Origin of the sequence: Brevibacillus sp. HB2.2, assembly GCF_013284275.1 — a bacterium.
GTDB lineage: Bacteria > Bacillota > Bacilli > Brevibacillales > Brevibacillaceae > Brevibacillus > Brevibacillus brevis_D.
Genome location: NZ_JABSUV010000010.1, coordinates 1 through 17392, shown reverse-complemented (window position 1 = coordinate 17392; position 17392 = coordinate 1). Strand labels below are relative to the sequence as shown.

Genomic DNA, 17392 nt, shown 5'->3' with positions numbered 1-17392 from the left:
CATTGGGGAGCATGATCAACCGCGCACGTATCAAAATAGTAAAGCTGATGCCCAAGTGATCTGGAGCATCAGCTTTTTTTTGATTAATGTTCTTTGATCACGTTGTAGAAGGTATCGCGTTCCAGAGCGCGTTTTCCAGCGCCTTTGATCAACCAAACCAACTCATCTACTGTCAGGGCTTGCTGGGTAAGTGCACCGGCTGAGTGGCTGATGCGTTCCTCGATCAAGGTTCCGTGAGCATCGGAAATTCCCATTTGCAGAGAAAGCTGTGTGAGTTGGGTACCGATGTTGATGAAGTATGCTTTGATATGCTGGAAGTTATCGAGCATCAGACGGCTGATTGCCATTGTTTTCAAATCATCAATGGCAGAGTTACGGCGTTTGATACCTGCTGTTGCTTTGATCGGTTGAACAGCCAATGGAATAAATACCATGAAGCCGTTTGTGTCATCTTGCAGCTCGCGCAGGCGAAGCATGTGGATCACGCGCTCTTCCAATGTCTCGATGGAGCCGTATAGCATGGTGGTATGTGTTTTCAAGCCCAACTCATGAGCCGTGCGGTGTACTTGCAGGTACATGTCTGTACTTGCTTTTTCCGGGCTCATTTTCATCCGATAGCGCTCAGTTAAAATTTCAGCGCCACCACCAGTAAGGCTTTGAAGACCAGCCTTCATCAGCTCTTGCAAAACCTCGCGGATGGAGAGACCGGAAATGCGGGAGAAGAACTCAATCTCTGCACCTGTATACGATTTAATCGTCACATCCGGGTACGCTTTTCTCAAGGTACGAAGGGTGTCGAGGTAGTATTCAAATGGCTTGTGCTGGTTATGTCCGCCAACGATATGAAATTCACGGATACCTGGATGGAAGCGCGTTTCTACATAATGAAGCAACTCTTCCATGCTCATCGTGTAGGCACCTTCATCCCCTTCATCGCGGCGGAAGCCACAGAATTTGCAATGAGCTTCACATACGTTGGTTGGGTTGATGTACAGATTTTGCAAAAAGTAAACGTTATCCTGATTCTTGCGATAGTTAATAACGTTAGCCAATTGTCCAATCGTCAAAAGATCGTTGGAATTAAAAAGGGTGACACCGTCTTCCAAGGTAAGTCTTTCGCCATGCATAACTTTTTCAGCGATTCCGGCGAGAGCTTTGTCTTGTATGGCAATCGTTTCAAGCGCCATTCCAAACACTTCCTTTCAAAGTCAATGGTTCTTAGATGAAAGAGCTTTAATCCAGTCCTACCCAATCGATATTCGTTCCATGGGAGTGGAAAGCTCTTAGGAATAAAGTGAATCTCGGGCAACAAGAGCACCTATATTATAAACCTCTTGGTAAGTACGAACAATATCATAAGTTCTCCAACTCTACACTTGGCTCCTTCTCACCCCATTTTCCCACTCGATCGGTCATGAAAAGCCGTTATTTTTTTGTGTGAAATATTGTAAAAAACTAACAAATATCGGCATTAAATGGGGAAAGTAGGAATTTTTCGTTTGCGAAATTCTAGCTGTTCTTGTAAAATATAGTAAGAAAGCCTGATCTATTATTAGGAGGAGCTTCAAATGCGGGACGTTTTGCTCGAGAAAATCGAACTCCTTCGACAGCGTATGGTAAATATGGGGTTAGAGTTTGGGTTAGATCATCCAGATGTCCTAGAATACAGTATACAAATTGATCAACTACACAACGAACTGAACCAGATCGATCATAGTCTGTCTAAGGCAGAGAACCGGAAGAAATCGTATAGATTTTATTTAATGGAAAACAATGCACACTTTGCATAGGAAGGGGAAACCCTTCTTTTTTATTTGGAAAGAGAGAATGAGCTCGTAAAGTGCAGGGGAAGCTTGTGGGAAGAAGCGTTTCTTAGTAAACTGAATATACTGGTTGTAACAAGTGCAGGAATGATGAGCCTGTGAAGGAGGGAAAGAAGCATGATTACATTGACAGAGAGCGCCAGTCTGAAAGTAAAAGAAATGCTGGCAGCAGAAGGCAAGCCCGATGTGTTTTTGCGGGTAGGTGTCAGAACAGGTGGTTGCAGCGGCTTTACCTACGGGATGGGCTGGGACGAAGAGATGAAAGAAGGCGACGAGACCTTCGAGCAAAACGGTGTGAAAATTGTTGTCGATAAGGACAGCTACCCATACATTAAAGGTACACAAATCGATTTTAAGGAATCGATGATGGGTGGAGGCTTCTCCATCGAGAATCCGAATGCAGTCGCTTCTTGTGGTTGTGGATCTTCGTTCAAAACAGCGTTGGCTGAAGGAAAAGCGGAGAAATGTGACGACTAAGACAAAAAAAGTCAAATAAAACGGAACCCCTTCGACTTGTGTGGAGAATGATTGCGCACGAGTTGAAGGGGTATTTTGTTGTGCGAAATAAACCAATTTACAAAATATGGACTTGAATTTATAGTTAGGAATAATTGGAATCGTACCCACAATCCATACTTCGGTATGGATTTTTTTTGCGGCAACCTGTCACAAAATGACAGCTTTGTTTGTTATACCTGCGAATCGGAGGTGAGAGGGCTTGGATCATAACGAAATGGAGCAAGTGTTAAAGGAGGTCAGAGCTGGGGATATCGACCAATTTGGTTTGATCATCGATGTGATGCAAAAGCCGTTGTTCGTGTATTGCTATCACATGCTGGGACACCGACAGGAAGCGGAGGATGCTGTCCAGGAGGTTTTCTTGAAGGCATTCGAACAGCTGGATAGCTATCGACACAACGTTTCTTTTTCGGCATGGATGTATAAGATCGCGTATCATCATTGCCTGAACCTGTTAAACAGGGCGAAGCTGAATCGCGTGGTCACTTTTTTGCGTGCGGGGATTCAGACGGTCAGTCGCCATGAGGGTGAAAAGAAGATTGAAGATACGGAGTACCTGAACAACCCTCTTCATGTAGCGATATCAAAGCTATCCGTAAAGGAGCGGAATCTCCTAATCTTGCGCGTGGTGGAAGAACGCAGCTACGACGAGTTGGCCTTGTTGTTTGATATAAAGCCAGCTACGCTGCGAAAACAGTATGAGCGGGCATTGAAAAAATGTAAATCTTACATGCTCGTGAGTGAAGGCGGTGATAGACATGACTCGATCTCAGCAACCCGATGATTGGAAACAGCAGTTACTAGCAGCCGCCGATGATTTCGATGTCAAGGATCAAGTCCTTCAAAAAATCAAGGAACGAAAAAATATATCGGAGGGAAAACAGATGAAAAAAAGATTAGGATTACTTGTCGCGGCTATTCTTGTGTTTGGGGGAACATCCGCTTATGCAGCTATAAAGGTATACGAATTGAAGAATGAAAAAGGGGAAGCAGTAGTGAAAGTGCAGCAGACTACTGCACCACAAGAAAAAAGTAGCGAAGAAACAATAAAAACCTTTGAAGACGCACGAAACTCGCTTAAGCAAGGAGAAGGTGCAGCTATTTATATACCTGGACCGGACAATCCGAAAAAACGTGTTTCCTTCACATATATTCCTGTTGAACATCTGACCACACCGCCGTTGCAGAAAGAAGTGGGCAGCTTTTACGAGGTACCGGCAGAGATAGCGGGTGGCTACAAATTCTTAAAAGGACATGTCGAGTATCCATTTGATTATAGCCAACCAGAATTATTCGCTGAAATGCACAAGGAGGCTGAGAAGGACAAGAAACAAATCGTCATGCGAAAAGTATCTCCTAAGCCGACATTAAATAGAGTCTTTACGTTGTACAAAGGGAGTGAAGGCACAGAGGCAGACGGAGACGTGTACATTGCCATCACGAATTTTGAAGGGGTGAAATGGATCGAAGAAGAAGCAGGAGAGGATGCAATTGTAGAAAAAGTGAAAGTCCAAAAATATGAGGGAATGTATGTGGCCCAGAAGCTATTGGATGGAAAAGAACAAAAACTTGTAAAAGTTTATCAAGAGGACAAAAACAGACTCATTGAAGTGGGTGCCATGAATCCTGCTTTGACGAAAAAAGATTTACTGATGATTGCCGAGAATTTAAAGTAGATACACGACGGAGACGAGGGAATTTATCGTCTCCGTTTTGTTTGGAACCAAAAGAGATAGAACAAGATTCCCACAGCGATGATGACCACGATCCCTGTAAAGACATAATCAGTCCATACTAGATTGGTAGAACGGATCGGCATGGCTCCAGGACCTAGCGCTTGCAGATCCCCTCCGGCATCGGACTTGATGGCTGTTCGTGTACAGATATTGGTTTCCAGCTCATTTAGCTCCCAATAAGAGGCATAGACAAGATATTCTTGACCCGGTTGAAAAGGAATGCCGCATGAACCTCCAAGACCGCTGGTGACGATCTGAACTTGTGTCTGATCTACTCCTTTCCACGTGGACTGCACCTCGAAAGTAACATCAAAGCCCCCTCGCTCTGGTTTATCCCAAAAGGGAAGCCAACGAAGCCAGTCTATTCGCTCATTTACCTGGAGCACCTTGCCTGTAAATACAGCAGCAGACTGATCCTTTGCTGTTAAAGGGTCAGGAGGTCTGGCACAACTACAGGCCGACGCAGGAAAAGGCTGGAGGAAAAAGGTGAAAAGAAGCACGAACGAGAAAACGATAAGATTACCTTGAACATTCCTAAAAATCATCACTGATCCACTCCTCTAAACCATAAGACGGAGAAAAGAGAGGATTGTTCCGAAAATGATGGCAACGATTTTTTTGTGTATTCTGGTGGGAATAATCTTTCTCACCTTCCATACGACTTATGTCAAAACATCGACAGTGAAGCTGACGATCCCTTCTGTCCCTCCACTTACAGTGGTTCATCTTTCAGATCCTCATGGACGAATACGGTTTTGGAATGGAGAGCTGCACAAACTGGTGAATGTCCACGAGCCGGATTTGGTGATGGTGACGGGAGATTTGACACAGCACAGTGGGCAGTTGGCGCGTGTGTTAAATCAGCTAGCAAAAGTAAAGAGCAAGGATGGAATCTTCTTTGTACCTGGCAATTACGAGAGAGAAGCAGGAAGATTTCAGAAAAGGGTCTATTCCGCTGCTGTTTCCCGTTCCCAAAAAGAAGCCTGGCAGCAGGTGATGACGGTATTGGAAAACGAGAGTGCCGTGATAGAAAAAGACGGCACTCGCATTTGGATATACGGCTTCGATAACTCGATTTACGGCAATGAACGGCATACGGAAAAAGAGATTCGGCAGGCGAACTTGACGATCTTTTTAGCTCACTCTCCGAACATTATCTCGTTGATTCACAACGAGGCTTTGAAAGCTGACCTTCTCTTGACCGGACATACCCACGGGGGACAAGTCCGCATGTTCAATCGTACTGTTGGTGCTTACAAGCATTTTCATATCGGGCAAAAAGAGGATCCATTCGTTGGCGTATTTGGCATTAGTCGCGGATTAGGTGCTTCCAGGCTGCCAATCCGGCTCAATTGCTTTCCCGAGATCACGGTATATATGATCAATCCATCATGAACGCTCAAGTTCAATAATCGTTCCCCAATTCGTCACGGTTCGTTCACAGGATGTCAGATTTTGGATTGGTCTCATCGAGTAAGATGGAAGTGTAGAAAAAGAAGAAAGAAGGGGTCAAAAGTGAACAAGAAGTGGGGTCTATTGATTTCTTCAGTTGCATTGTCTGCAATGTTGATGACAGCATGCGGCGGAGACAAGGAGCAAGCTGCTAGCACGGATGCTGCAGCGACTACTGGCACACAAGTGAATATCGAAGCTAGTAACTGGAAATTCAATCAAGAAACCTATGAAGTAAAAGCTGGCGAAGAGTTCACGCTCAACTTCAAGTCGACAGAAGGCTTTCACGGTATTGGTATCCAAGGGCTGGATGTAGACCTTCAAAAAGATGGCAGCAAAACGATGAAAATCGATGCCGCTGGTGAGTACACCATCTTTTGCAACGTAATCTGTGGACCGGATCATGGCAAAATGGTAGCAAAATTAGTCGTGAAATAATTCGATTCTTTTATGGCATAAAACAACAAACAAGCACTTTGGCCTGCATAGCAGGTCAAGGTGTTTTTTCATTTCACTAGTGGGGACATACTACATGGGCAGCCACTCATCGAGTAAGGGAGGGAACCACATGTCCAAGCACAACAACAAAGACAAACGCCCAACGGAAGCATCCGCTGGCTCACGCAGCACTCCTCCGAAAACGGGAGAGAACACTGGGCATAATCTGCGGAAAGAAGACCGATCGTAACATACAGGCTAAAACGAAAGTAGGAAAGAGTCCTCCCTGACGGAGGGCTTTTTTGCTTGTTATATACATGTTTTCGCGATTTTTGCACATCGTAAGGAGGAAAAGTTTTCAAGTCGGTGATGCGATCCAAAAAGGAGATGAGTGACACTGGATAAGAAACACTACTACGTGACCTTGCAAGCGGGAACGACCGTGGCAGAAATCCGCGATGAAAAAGGCTCCGCCACGTACGATTTTGAGATCGAAGCGACCGATGTAGAAGTTGGCATGATGCGCGATCTCTTCAATAACTGTATGCACGGCGATTTCATGATGTGGATGCATGGGCATACGCTATGGTCTGACATGCCGGATCGGGACAACGACGAATACGATGACAACCTGCGGGCCATCTATCAGCTTATTTATGAGTATGGCACCGAAAAAACGAAAAGCGATCTGGAGCAAATGGGTCTGGTAAAGCTATTGGGGTTGGATAGAGAAGAATTGCGTCCTTTTTAACGGATCAATCATAGACGTTTTTCTAAAAGAAGAAGGAGTGAACAGCATGAAAATGTGGAAGCAAGGAATGATGACTACAGCGCTGGTAATGGGTCTCGCGATGCCAGGAGTCGCGTTGGCCCAAGATGTATCTGCAACAGTTGCCCTGGTGATCAAGCCGACTCACGGCCATGAAGAGCATGGAGAAAAGCACATGAAGGTGCAATATAGCTCAAACAGAGGCGTTCATCAAAAAATGTACATGCTCTTGCTGGCGGAAAAATATGCACCAGATAGCGTGGGGAAATGGCAGGCAGCGTTTAAAGAACGCGATCGTTTAATGAACGAGTTCGGGGCGTTGAGTGACGACCCGAAGTGGCAGGCGAAGCGTGAAGAACGCAAGCAACTGATCAACAAGCTGAATGAACAAGTGAAAAAGGGCGAAATCACCAACGAACAGATGGAAAAGCAGTTCAAGGAATGGAAAGACAAAAACATGGGGCCGAAAGAAGAGCGTGACGCCCGAAGAGCCCGAATCGAGCAGATGAAAAAGACACACGATGCTTTTGACTCGGCGATTGAATCTGGTGATACTGCCAAGATTAAGGAGTCGCTTCAACAAATGCTGGAACAAATGCAAGCAAACAATTCTCGCATGGCGGAAAAGCTGGCCATGAAGAAAAAATAACGATTCGAACAAAAAAGGACGTGGCCGACTTACTGGTACGCGTCCTTTTCCATATCAGTTACAAGCATAACGGGGGTCCATTCATCCAGAAAGACCTTCTCTTCAATTTGGCAGGAAGGACACCAGCCTGTATGGACGCATTGGTGGCGTGTACGATCTAAGTAACCGTTATCCATCTTGGCATCGTCTATCTCCCGGTACGGGCTGTAGCTCCCATAAAAGTCATACAAACGGCCTGCATCTTGCAAAGCTTGACCGCATGCTGAACAGGGTTGTTGGAGCGGTGTGAAGCCATTGCAAACTGGGCAGAGATGATTCAAAGTGTAATCGCCTCCTTCGTTGCTTCTACTGTGCACGCCAACAAAAGCGGTTATACAATGGAATGAAAAATCCCTGTCGCAGCCATCGGAGGCAACAACAGGGACGAAACATTTTTACGATTTGAAGTTGTCCATACTTGAAGAATGACCAGGCTGCAATTTGGCATCCGGATTAAAGTAGGAAACCGCATTGTTTACAGCGGTAGGTGCTTCACCAAATCCGACAGCGATCAGCTTGACCTTACCAGGGTAGGTAGCGATATCGCCTGCTGCGAAAATGCCAGGGATGTTTGATTCCATGCGTGTATCGACCACGATGGAGCCTTTTTCGAGCTCCAGCCCCCAGTTCTTGATTGGACCGAGAGAGGAGATGAAGCCGAAGTTGACAATGACTGCATCGACTTCCAGATCCATTTCTTCTTTTGTCGTGCAATTGGCCAGCGTGAGTTTTTCGATGCGCTCCTCGCCGTGCAAAGCTGAAATTTCGTATGGTGTCGTGACGTTTACTTTGGAGGACATGAGCATTTCTACGCTATGTTCATGTGCGCGGAACTTGTCTCTGCGATGGATGAGGTGTACTTCTTTTGCGATAGGTTCTAGCATGAGGGACCAGTCCAGAGCGGAATCACCGCCGCCAATAACAGCTACACGCTGTCCCTTGAAGGAGTTCAGATCGGTAACAAAATAGTGCAGATTGGATTTTTCATATTTGACGGCATCTGGGTGTTCCAGCCTGCGAGGTTCGAACGCTCCTACCCCAGCAGTGATGATGACGGATTTGGAGTAGTGAGTGCCTTTGTCCGTAGTGATTTCAAACACATCGTCTACTTTTTTTACGACATTTTCCACTTTTTCTTCCAGGCAAACGGTTTGCTGAAAGCGGGAAATTTGATCTTTCAGATTATTGATCAAATCCTGTGCTAAAACCTTTGGAAATCCGGCAACATCATATATGTACTTCTCCGGATAAAGAGCGGATAATTGCCCGCCTAGCTGGGGCATGCTCTCAATGATTTTTACACTGGCCTGCCTCATCCCGCCATAGAAAGCGGTAAATAACCCGGCAGGGCCTCCACCAATGATCGTAATGTCGTAGATTTGCTCGTCCTTTTGCAGAAAATTCAATCCAAAGCACCTCCGAATTAATCGTAAGCGAACTCCTCAACCATTATAACCCATCTAAGTGGAAAAACAGGAGAGAAAATTCGAAAGATGATAGGCAAAAAAACCTTGCAAATCCAATTGGTTGTCGATAAGATGAGGATGACTGTAAAGAATTTGTCACATTTTTCTATGGCTGACTTTGTGCATTTTTTCACAGAGTGGTTCAGATGGCATCGGAGGCAATAATTCCGATACTACACGGATCATAAATTGGGGCATCTTAATTTGTACCAGACCACGTGAAAAATCGCACAATCTTCCTAAAGTTACCATGAACAATGACATCATACATGATTGGAAGGGATACTGATGGGTACACCCAAAATCCTGATTCTCGGCGCTGGATACGGTGGTTTGCTCACAACGTTGCAGCTTCAGAAAAAGCTCAACTACAATGAGGCGGAAATCACCTTGGTCAACAAGCACAACTATCACTACATCACGACTTGGCTGCATGAGCCGGCTGCAGGTACTGCACCAGCGGATCACGCCCGCGTCAGTCTGGATGGCATTTTGAACAAGGACAAAGTCAACTTTGTCAAAGGAACGGTGCAAGCCATTCAGTCAGAGGAGCAGACCGTTACGCTCGATAATGGCGAGGTGCTGTCGTATGACTATCTCGTCATCGGATTGGGCAGCGAGCCAGAAACGTTCGGTATTGAGGGACTCAAGGAGCATGCGTTTAGCATTCGCAGCATCAATGCGGTCCGCAATATTCGCGAGCATATTGAATACATGTTCTCCAAATTTAAAAATGAGTCGGATCGTATGGACTACCTCACGTTTGTTGTGGGTGGAGCTGGCTTTACAGGCATTGAGTTTTGCGGAGAGCTCGGCGATCGTCTGCCAGAGCTGTGCCGAGAATTTGATGTTGATCCAGAACTGGTGAAAGTCTACTGCATTGAGGCAGCACCAACTGCATTGCCTGGCTTTGACCCAGAGCTGATCCAATACGCCATAAATGTATTGGAGAGAAAAGGCATCGTGTTCAAAATTGGAACACCCATCAAGCAGTGCACTCCGGATGGCGTACTGTTGAATACCGGAGAAGAAATTAAATCGAAGACCGTTATCTGGGCAGCAGGTGTCCGCGGCAACAGCATCGTGGAAAAAGCAGGTTTCGAAGTCATGCGCGGTCGCGTCAAGGTAGACGAATACTTGCGTGCGCCTGGCCATGAAAATGTTTTTGTCGTAGGGGATTGTGCCTTGATTTTCAATGAAGAAGGACGTCCGTATCCACCAACTGCGCAAATCGCGGTGCAGGAAGGCGAGACGCTGGGTGAGAATCTCGCTGCCTTGATCCGTGGCGATCTTCCGCAAAAATTCATCCCGCATCTGCAAGGGACACTGGCTTCTCTTGGAAAAGGTGAGGGTATCGGGCAAGTTGGTTCGAAAAAGCTGTTCGGCAGCACAGCAGCCATGATGAAAAAAGCGAGCGACCTACGCTACTTGTACAAAATTGGCGGCGTCGGTCTCGCGCTGAAGAAAGTAAAGCTGTAAAACGATGCGTCACGCGAGCATTCAAGTCCGGGGGCTCATGGTCCGCGAAGAGATGGATCGGTACAACGCTATGATGGAAGTGGGCCTTTATCTGGAAGAGCAGGGGCGACACGATTTGGCATGGCATGTACAGCGTGAAGTAGATATTCTCATCCTGCCTGCCATCGAACGGCTCAAGGAAAAGGGCCGCGAGAGGGATCGGGAAAATCTGCGATACATGATCGATAATGGGCTCCTAGATGACGAGGATGATTGATAGGTACCCCCGGCGATGAAGAGCCGGGGGTTTCGTTTAGCTAGGACATGAAAGGAGCGAGCCGGATGCGTGAAGGGAAGGTTTGGTTAGGCGCCTGCGGAATTGTCATTCGCGGGCAAGAAGCTTTGGTTGTCAAAAAAACGTACAGCGGACTAAAAGGGCAATGGTCATTTCCAGCGGGATTCGTGCAGGAGGGCGAGACAGTAGATGAAGCAGCAGTACGTGAGGTGCTGGAAGAAACGGGTGTCGAGGCAGTCGTGCGACAAGTAGCGGGAATCCGTTCAGGCGTTATTCGAGAGTCCATTAGTGACAATATGGTCGTTTTTTGGATGGATTACATAGGGGGAGAACCGCGTCCGCAGGAAGGTGAGATCGCGGAGGCGAGATTTATGCCCATACAAGAGCTGCTTCATGATCCGTTGTCTTCGACTTATTTGAAAATCATATTGCCGGACTATATTAAACGGGAACAGGGAATGACAGGTCGATCGTTTGCTATTGATCCCATTTTTCAATACACTTCCTATAAAATCTTTAAGCAATCCTGCGAATAAACTAGATAAACTGCAATGTTTCCGTTTACATTGCGGTTTTTTTATGTTTTTTCGCGATGAACTGCATTGTAAACCAAGGGGAGATTCTGATATAGTTAGATACATCTAAATAATCTGAAAATACATGCAATTATTCTTCACGCATGTATGCCGAAAGGGGAGCTCAACATGAGACAAAAACAAGAACAGTGCCCATACTGCCATGGCCAAGGGTATTTCCAACTGCTCCTGGGGGGCTCGGAGAATTGCCCTAACTGTGACGGAGCCGGTACACAGGAAGCTCAGAAGGAAGCTGTTTCTTCTCATCCATAATGAGTAAGGAACCTCGCATAGAAAACCGTCGAAGCGAATGCATCGGCGGTTTTTTCTGTCAGGCGTGCAACACATACGCTTGGCTTCTCTTATTGACCGATCCCTCGCCTTTTTGCTACACTTAATACCGAAAATAGCCCGCCTTTCCTGTATTTGCATAAAAAGTGGCAAAAGGTGGGGAAGGTGGCAGGAGGTCTTTTTCGGCGATGAACTTGATGCAATTTATGGTATCCATTGTTCTGTTCTCCGTGCTAGGGTTTGGCATTGGGTTTATTTTAAACATGATTTTGAAAACGACATGGTTTCCAGTTGTAATCGGCGTTGGTGTAGTCGTAGGTGCACTTGTCTATCAACAAATCGTTCCGGGAATTTGGGATTCGCTCATTCTGGGCTGCGGCATGGCAGGTACAGTGGCGAGTGGCTGGACCATTCACACGCTTCGCAAAAAAGGATATCGGATGTTTTAAAACAAGCACAAGCAGGCCGTCGTTTCGGGCCTGTTTTTCTTTTGGCATTGGATTAGAAAAATGGGCAACAGACAGAATATTTCTATAATCAACCAAAATTTGTGTATACTTTCCTCCTCGTCGGGACATGACTAGAAACGAGAGGAGGTTTACCAAGAAATGAATGGAAAGCAGTTCGTAAGTATCGTCGCGCTGTTCATCCTGGTCTTGACGGCCTTCGCAAGCGATGGATACAGCTATAATGTTGTGGGAGACTACGGTGTCTCATCCACTTTTGGAATCAAGGAAACGAAAGAGGGGCAACGTGTCGTCAAAAAACGGACGGTATCTGCCAGTTCTCTTACTCAAGTGATTGATAAAGCGGATGTATTTCACGATCAATATCCAAAAGTACGTGTAGTGGCAACTGGCTACTATGCCGGATACGAATCGACGGGCAAAAATCCATCTCACCCGTCCTATGGCATTACCTATTCAGGTGTAAAAGTACGTAGAGACGACTATTCCACGATTGCAGCTGATTTGCGCGTTTTCCCGCTGGGGACCATTTTGTACATTCCCGGTTATGGATATGGTGTGGTAGCTGACAAGGGTGGAGCGATTCGCGGCCATAAGATTGACCTGTATTTCGAGACCAAGCAGGACGTATTCTCGCAATGGGGGAAAAAGTCGGTGGACGTGTATATCGTAAAAAAAGGCGAAGGCAAAGTAACGGAAGCTTTTCTGAATAGCTTGAATGAAAAAGGAATCGCGGCCATGGCGGAACCCGTCAGCGGCCAACAACAAACTGAATAGCAACGAATGAAAACCAATGGATGCCGCATCGGTGGCATGAAAGAAAAAAGAAAAAACGTTCAAGGCACAAGCTTTGAACGTTTTTTGTGTCATTTTTTATGAATCAAATCAACCAGCTTCTCCAATCCTTCCAAAATGCGAGGAGAAGGGCGGCAATAGAGGCCTTCTTCCAACAAGTGGACCTGATTGTTTCGAATCGCGGTCATATTCACCCACTCTGGGCGATTGGTGATCAGATCAGGCTTGATTCGCTTCAGTTCAATTCCGCACCAGACGACGCAAATATGATCCGGATTGCGTTCCATGACCATTTCCCGCGTAGCCTTGACGTTCGCGACAGGATAGTCTGCAAAAATATTGATGGCACCCGCAATGTCACTGACATCGGTCAACCAGTTTTCCTGACCCGGTGTGTAGATGGGATTCGGCCACCATTCCCAGTAAAGCTTCGGGCGTTGCTCGTACGTCGCTGCCTTTTGCCGGATGCTTTCAATGGTTTCGTCAAATTGGATCGCAAGCTGCTCGGCTTGCCTCTGTGTTCCTGTCGCCTCACCGACGAGTCGGATATCATGAGCGATATCCCCGATGCGGGAAGGGTTCAGGACGATATGAGGAATGTCTCTGTTGCCCAGAGCTTCTATATTCTTCTCCATGCCAGGAACAGAGAGGGACGCTACGACCAGATCCGGTTGGAGAGCAGCGACCCGGTCCATATCGATTGTCAAATCGGGTCCAACCCGGGGGAGATGCTGCCACTCCAGCGGCCAGTCAGAGTGATCATCCAAACCGACGACATGCTCATGCAGGCCTAAATAATACAGGATTTCGGTATTGCTGGGACAGATGGAAACAATGCGCATGGGAGCCCTCCTTTAAAAAAACGGATGGAGCAATAACGCAATCATGACGCCTAACCAACCGCCGATCAATACCTCGATCGGTTGATGACCGAGCAGTTCTTTCAGTTTTTTTGCTTTTTCATGGCTAGGGCGTACTTTTAACGATTTCATACCTTCTAGCAGGTGGTTGAATTCATCGACCAGCTTGTTTAAGACAACGGCTTGCATACCGGCATGGCGGCGGACACCTGCGGCATCAAACATCACGATCACACCGAGAATCGCGGAAATAGCGAACATGTTGCTGCCAAAGCCCTCACGCAGTCCCACGGCTGTGGATAGGGCTGTCACGGCAGAAGAGTGAGAGCTGGGCATACCGCCTGTACTCATGAGCAATGACCATTGCCACGTTTTTGTGGCAAAAAAATGAAGGGGAATTTTGATAAATTGGGCGATCCCTATGGCTAGCAGTGCTGCCCATAAGGGGAAGTTTTCAAAAAAATCCGCCACGGAAAATCCATTCCTTTCTACTGTGCGCTTATCTCTAGGATTATTGTAACAGAAGGGCGTTGTCTTAATCCGTGAAGTTTTTGTTTGGATGTAAAGTGACTGCCAATCTGTGTTACCATGAAGATGGAAGGTTCGAAACGGAGGCATGCATCCATGGGATATCCTGAGCAGTATTTGCAGTTCATTGAAAAATTCAATGATGGAGAATACTATGAATGCCACGATCTGTTGGAAGACATCTGGATGGAAGACAAGTCAGACAAGTTTTTGCAAGGATTGCTGCAATTATCAGTCGGACTGTACCACCAAGAGTACGGCAATATCAAAGGTGCTCGCTGGATGTTAGGCAATGCACGAAAGTATTTGACTCGTTACCAGCCAGTTCATTGGGGACTGGACGTAACAAGAGTTCTTCGTTACATAGATGAATGCGAGAAATTGTTGCCGGAAAAGGATGTCATTTCTTACACAGAGGCAAAAGCCATGACGTTTCCATCCTTGCGCTTATATGTCGACACATCCTGTTAAACAAATGTGCCCATATAGTATCCTACCACACAGAAAGAGGGAAGAGTATATGAAAGTAGCAGTAGAAAATCGCATACAGCTTGTAAATATCGCGTGTGATGAACTGATTGTCCCGCTATGGAAGGGTGAGGAGCTTTCGCAAGTATACCCGGAATTGGACGAAGCTTTTGGGGGCAGTCTGAGTGGCTTGCAGCAGGACAAGGAAGTTACAGGTGAGGCAAAAGAAATTACGGTTGTCCACGGAATGAACAAGGTAGCTGCAAAAAAACTGTTGATCGTCGGGATGGGTGAACCGGGGAAATTTGATTTCGTCGCAGCCCGAAATGCATGGGGACGTGCAGCCAAAACGGTTGTAGGAAAAGGCAACGGGAAAACAGTCGTGATTGATTTGCCAACAACAGAGCATATGAGTGCCGACCGTCTGGCGCAAGCAGTTACGGAAGCCTTTGGACTTGCCGAATACAATTACGAGGGCTACCGCCAAAAGGCAAAGCGTGAGTTTGACCCAATTGCGACGGTGCAGATTTTGGCAGCAGATGCCGATGCTTCATTGGTACAGGCGGGTGTTGCCCGTGGTTCGGCGCTCGTATCCGGAACGAATCTGGCGCGTACGCTCGTCAATGAACCAGCTAACTACTTGACTCCACGCGCTTTGAAGAACGCAATGGTCGAGGTAGCTGAGCGATACGGCATGACTGTGGAAGTCATGGAAAAAGCGAAGCTGGAAGAGCTGGGAATGGGCGGAGTGCTCTCTGTAGCACAAGGCAGCGAGCTCGAGCCATATGTCGTCGCAGTTAAATATCAAGGAAAAGACACGTGGGACGATGTCATTGGCTTGATCGGTAAAGGCGTGACGTTTGATACAGGTGGGATCTCCATCAAGCCAGTAGCAGGCATGGAAGACATGAAGTCGGACATGGGCGGTGCAGCTACGATGATCGGCGCATTGGAGGCACTGGGACAGATTAAACCAAAGGTAAACGTACTGGCTGTCGTCGGTACCGTGGAAAACATGCCATCCGGAACGGCATTCCGTCCAGGCGATGTCATCACGACCATGAGCGGCAAAACGGTGGAGATCATTACGACAGACGCAGAAGGTCGTCTCGTACTGGCTGATTGCATCACCTATGCAAAAGAGCAAGGAGTGTCTTGCCTGGTGGATGCCGCTACCTTGACAGGCGGTATCGTGGTCGCACTCGGTCATTTCTGCTCAGGTGCTATGACTAACGACAAAGCACTGTTGGATGAGCTGATGAACGCAGCAGACGTGGCGGGTGAGCGCTTGTGGCAGCTGCCTACCTTCGATGAGTATCGCAGCCTGAACAAGAGCCGTTTTGCCGATTTGAAAAACTCTGGTGGACGTTATGGCCACGGCATCATCGGTGGTGTTTTCCTGCAAGAATTCGTTGGCGATACACCGTGGGTACATCTGGACATCGCAGGTACGGCGTACACAGCAAGTGCTGGCGACATGCAACCAGCTGGCGGTACCGGAGCGATGACGCGCACCATTGTTGAGTTTGTTTCCAGCCGTAGTGAATAAGAGGTAGTTCAATTTCCCATTTCAATATAAAAAGGAGTGTTTTCACATGGCACAAAATCCAAGCAACGAAGTACGCCGTCAACTGCTGGAGGATGCAAAAACGATCGCAGTAGTGGGTCTGTCCAACAAGCCGGACCGCACCAGCTATATGGTATCGCAAGCTATGCAGAACGTGGGCTACAAGATCATCCCGGTCAATCCTGTCATCGCGGGTGAAACTGTTTTGGGTGAAAAAGTGGTTGCCAGCCTGTCTGAGATCGATCAGCCAGTCGACATCGTCGATGTGTTCCGCCGCAGCGAAGACATGATGCCTGTTGCCGAGGATGCATTGAAAATGCAGCACAAGCCAAAAGTGTTCTGGATGCAACAAGGTATTGCCAACGAAGACGCGGCAAAATTGGTTACAGATCAAGGCATCGAGGTTGTGCAGGACATGTGCATCAAGGTAGACCACGCCCTTTTGCGGGTTGGAAAATAAGAGACTGAACAATCGGGGAGTGGAAACAACATGTTTATCAATCCAGCGGCTGATACCAAGCGCGATCGCATTCCACCGAATCAAAAACAGACGACAGGCTTTCCTGTCCTGCACTACGGAGAGGTTCCCGAATATACAGATCTCTCTACAGAGTGGAGCTTTCGCCTTTTCGGTCTCGTCGAAGAAGAAGTAACATTGACCTACGAACAAATGATGGCCCTGCCAAAAGGTGGCACCACCAACGATATTCACTGCGTGACAGGCTGGAGCAAGCTGGACAATGAATGGGAAGGCATTCCGGTGGAAGAAGTTCTGAAGCTGGTCAAGGTGAAGCCCGAAGCGAAGTACGTCATGCTGCATGCTGAGCACGGATGGACTGTGAACATTCCGCTTGTCGACTTCATGAAAAACGGCAACCTGTTCGCTACGAAACATAACGGCGAGGATTTGACCCCTGAGCACGGCTGGCCGCTGCGCTTTGTCATCCCGCATCTTTACTTCTGGAAAAGTGCCAAGTGGGTGCGTGGAATTGAGTTTATGGAGAAAGACAAGCAAGGGTTTTGGGAGAAGAATGGGTATAATATGTATGGAGACCCGTGGAAGTCTCAGCGCTACGCTTGGGATTAATTGGGATTTAAAAAGAGGCGGGAAACCGCCTCTTAATTTGTTTCAAATGAAATAATTTTGCATGCCACTCTTCTACCAGGACCACCAACAGCTTCACCATATGTATCCAC

The 17392-nt window shown here is 47.0% G+C and carries 24 protein-coding genes; 18 read left to right on the top strand and 6 right to left on the bottom strand.

Features of this window, described 5'->3' with window-relative positions; translation table 11 throughout:
- Positions 1 to 83 precede the first annotated feature (83 nt).
- On the bottom strand, positions 84 to 1187 hold the full coding sequence (gene mqnE / locus HP401_RS09170) for an aminofutalosine synthase MqnE (RefSeq protein ID WP_173604811.1): 1104 nt from the start codon (positions 1185 to 1187) through the stop codon (positions 84 to 86).
- Positions 1188 to 1568: 381 nt separating this feature from the next.
- Between mqnE and HP401_RS09165 the strand changes: the two genes are divergently transcribed.
- The 4 genes from HP401_RS09165 (at position 1569) to HP401_RS09150 (ending at position 4018) form a co-directional block, all read left to right on the top strand.
- Positions 1569 to 1790, top strand: coding sequence for an aspartyl-phosphate phosphatase Spo0E family protein (locus tag HP401_RS09165; protein WP_041749614.1), 222 nt, complete (start codon positions 1569 to 1571; stop codon positions 1788 to 1790).
- A 150-nt stretch (positions 1791 to 1940) separates the two neighbouring features.
- Entirely contained in the window at positions 1941 to 2300 is a 360-nt protein-coding gene (gene erpA, locus HP401_RS09160; protein ID WP_015893007.1) for an iron-sulfur cluster insertion protein ErpA, read from the top strand.
- A gap of 241 nt (positions 2301 to 2541) precedes the next feature.
- On the top strand, positions 2542 to 3126 hold the full coding sequence (locus HP401_RS09155) for an RNA polymerase sigma factor (protein ID WP_173604810.1): 585 nt from the start codon (positions 2542 to 2544) through the stop codon (positions 3124 to 3126).
- On the top strand, positions 3101 to 4018 hold the full coding sequence (locus HP401_RS09150; protein ID WP_173604809.1) for a hypothetical protein: 918 nt from the start codon (positions 3101 to 3103) through the stop codon (positions 4016 to 4018). The genes HP401_RS09155 and HP401_RS09150 overlap by 26 nt, the downstream gene beginning before the upstream one ends.
- Positions 4019 to 4041: 23 nt before the next feature.
- On the opposite strand, the gene HP401_RS09145 is transcribed toward HP401_RS09150, so the two are convergent.
- The gene (locus tag HP401_RS09145) at positions 4042 to 4623 is read right to left on the bottom strand and encodes a hypothetical protein (protein WP_217366012.1); all 582 of its coding nucleotides are present in this window, start codon (positions 4621 to 4623) and stop codon (positions 4042 to 4044) included.
- Positions 4624 to 4678: 55 nt separating this feature from the next.
- On the opposite strand from HP401_RS09145, the gene HP401_RS09140 reads away from it, so the two are divergent.
- The 4 genes from HP401_RS09140 (at position 4679) to HP401_RS09125 (ending at position 7386) form a co-directional block, all read left to right on the top strand.
- Positions 4679 to 5473 (top strand): metallophosphoesterase, encoded by a 795-nt coding sequence (locus HP401_RS09140; protein WP_173604807.1) that lies wholly within the window; start codon positions 4679 to 4681, stop codon positions 5471 to 5473.
- 120 nt (positions 5474 to 5593) lie between these two features.
- A complete protein-coding gene (locus HP401_RS09135) occupies positions 5594 to 5968 on the top strand; it encodes a cupredoxin domain-containing protein (protein WP_015892999.1) in 375 nt (124 codons plus the stop codon).
- A 391-nt stretch (positions 5969 to 6359) separates the two neighbouring features.
- The gene (locus tag HP401_RS09130) at positions 6360 to 6719 is read left to right on the top strand and encodes a hypothetical protein (protein ID WP_015892997.1); all 360 of its coding nucleotides are present in this window, start codon (positions 6360 to 6362) and stop codon (positions 6717 to 6719) included.
- Positions 6720 to 6765: 46 nt separating this feature from the next.
- Positions 6766 to 7386, top strand: a complete 621-nt coding sequence (locus HP401_RS09125) for a hypothetical protein (RefSeq protein WP_173604806.1) — start codon at positions 6766 to 6768, stop codon at positions 7384 to 7386.
- A gap of 29 nt (positions 7387 to 7415) precedes the next feature.
- Here HP401_RS09125 and HP401_RS09120 read toward each other — a convergent pair whose 3' ends face one another.
- Both HP401_RS09120 and HP401_RS09115 read right to left on the bottom strand, forming a co-directional pair.
- Positions 7416 to 7706, bottom strand: coding sequence for a hypothetical protein (locus tag HP401_RS09120; RefSeq protein WP_015892995.1), 291 nt, complete (start codon positions 7704 to 7706; stop codon positions 7416 to 7418).
- A gap of 114 nt (positions 7707 to 7820) precedes the next feature.
- Positions 7821 to 8831 carry an NAD(P)/FAD-dependent oxidoreductase gene (locus tag HP401_RS09115; RefSeq protein ID WP_015892994.1) on the bottom strand — a complete coding sequence of 337 codons (1011 nt, stop codon included), beginning with the start codon at positions 8829 to 8831 and terminating at the stop codon, positions 7821 to 7823.
- Positions 8832 to 9179: 348 nt separating this feature from the next.
- Here HP401_RS09115 and HP401_RS09110 point away from each other — a divergent pair, with 348 nt between their 5' ends.
- The 6 genes from HP401_RS09110 to HP401_RS09085 all read left to right on the top strand — a co-directional run bounded on the left by HP401_RS09110 (position 9180) and on the right by HP401_RS09085 (position 12754).
- A complete protein-coding gene (locus tag HP401_RS09110; RefSeq protein WP_173604805.1) occupies positions 9180 to 10370 on the top strand; it encodes an NAD(P)/FAD-dependent oxidoreductase in 1191 nt (396 codons plus the stop codon).
- Positions 10371 to 10374: 4 nt separating this feature from the next.
- On the top strand, positions 10375 to 10626 hold the full coding sequence (locus HP401_RS09105; RefSeq protein WP_007716742.1) for a hypothetical protein: 252 nt from the start codon (positions 10375 to 10377) through the stop codon (positions 10624 to 10626).
- Between the two features lie 65 nt (positions 10627 to 10691).
- A complete protein-coding gene (locus tag HP401_RS09100; RefSeq protein ID WP_173604804.1) occupies positions 10692 to 11180 on the top strand; it encodes an NUDIX domain-containing protein in 489 nt (162 codons plus the stop codon).
- Positions 11181 to 11327: 147 nt separating this feature from the next.
- On the top strand, positions 11328 to 11492 hold the full coding sequence (locus HP401_RS09095) for a YuiA family protein (RefSeq protein ID WP_015892991.1): 165 nt from the start codon (positions 11328 to 11330) through the stop codon (positions 11490 to 11492).
- Between the two features lie 206 nt (positions 11493 to 11698).
- The gene (locus HP401_RS09090) at positions 11699 to 11959 is read left to right on the top strand and encodes a YuiB family protein (RefSeq protein WP_015892990.1); all 261 of its coding nucleotides are present in this window, start codon (positions 11699 to 11701) and stop codon (positions 11957 to 11959) included.
- Between the two features lie 159 nt (positions 11960 to 12118).
- Positions 12119 to 12754 carry a 3D domain-containing protein gene (locus HP401_RS09085; RefSeq protein WP_015892989.1) on the top strand — a complete coding sequence of 212 codons (636 nt, stop codon included), beginning with the start codon at positions 12119 to 12121 and terminating at the stop codon, positions 12752 to 12754.
- 89 nt (positions 12755 to 12843) lie between these two features.
- On the opposite strand, the gene HP401_RS09080 is transcribed toward HP401_RS09085, so the two are convergent.
- Positions 12844 to 13614 carry a cobalamin-binding protein gene (locus tag HP401_RS09080; RefSeq protein WP_173604803.1) on the bottom strand — a complete coding sequence of 257 codons (771 nt, stop codon included), beginning with the start codon at positions 13612 to 13614 and terminating at the stop codon, positions 12844 to 12846.
- 12 nt (positions 13615 to 13626) lie between these two features.
- A complete protein-coding gene (locus tag HP401_RS09075; protein WP_173604802.1) occupies positions 13627 to 14103 on the bottom strand; it encodes a divergent PAP2 family protein in 477 nt (158 codons plus the stop codon).
- Positions 14104 to 14256: 153 nt separating this feature from the next.
- Here HP401_RS09075 and HP401_RS09070 point away from each other — a divergent pair, with 153 nt between their 5' ends.
- From HP401_RS09070 to HP401_RS09055, 4 genes are read left to right on the top strand one after another with little or no spacing between them, the layout of a single operon-like run.
- On the top strand, positions 14257 to 14631 hold the full coding sequence (locus HP401_RS09070; RefSeq protein ID WP_064201398.1) for a DUF309 domain-containing protein: 375 nt from the start codon (positions 14257 to 14259) through the stop codon (positions 14629 to 14631).
- Positions 14632 to 14680: 49 nt separating this feature from the next.
- Entirely contained in the window at positions 14681 to 16177 is a 1497-nt protein-coding gene (locus HP401_RS09065) for a leucyl aminopeptidase (protein ID WP_173604801.1), read from the top strand.
- A 46-nt stretch (positions 16178 to 16223) separates the two neighbouring features.
- Complete coding sequence (locus tag HP401_RS09060) at positions 16224 to 16655, top strand: CoA-binding protein (protein WP_064201400.1); 432 nt, start codon at positions 16224 to 16226, stop codon at positions 16653 to 16655.
- Between the two features lie 30 nt (positions 16656 to 16685).
- Positions 16686 to 17282: a sulfite oxidase-like oxidoreductase gene (locus tag HP401_RS09055; RefSeq protein ID WP_088909209.1), complete on the top strand. Its 597-nt coding sequence runs from the start codon at positions 16686 to 16688 to the stop codon at positions 17280 to 17282.
- Positions 17283 to 17392: the final 110 nt, after the last annotated feature.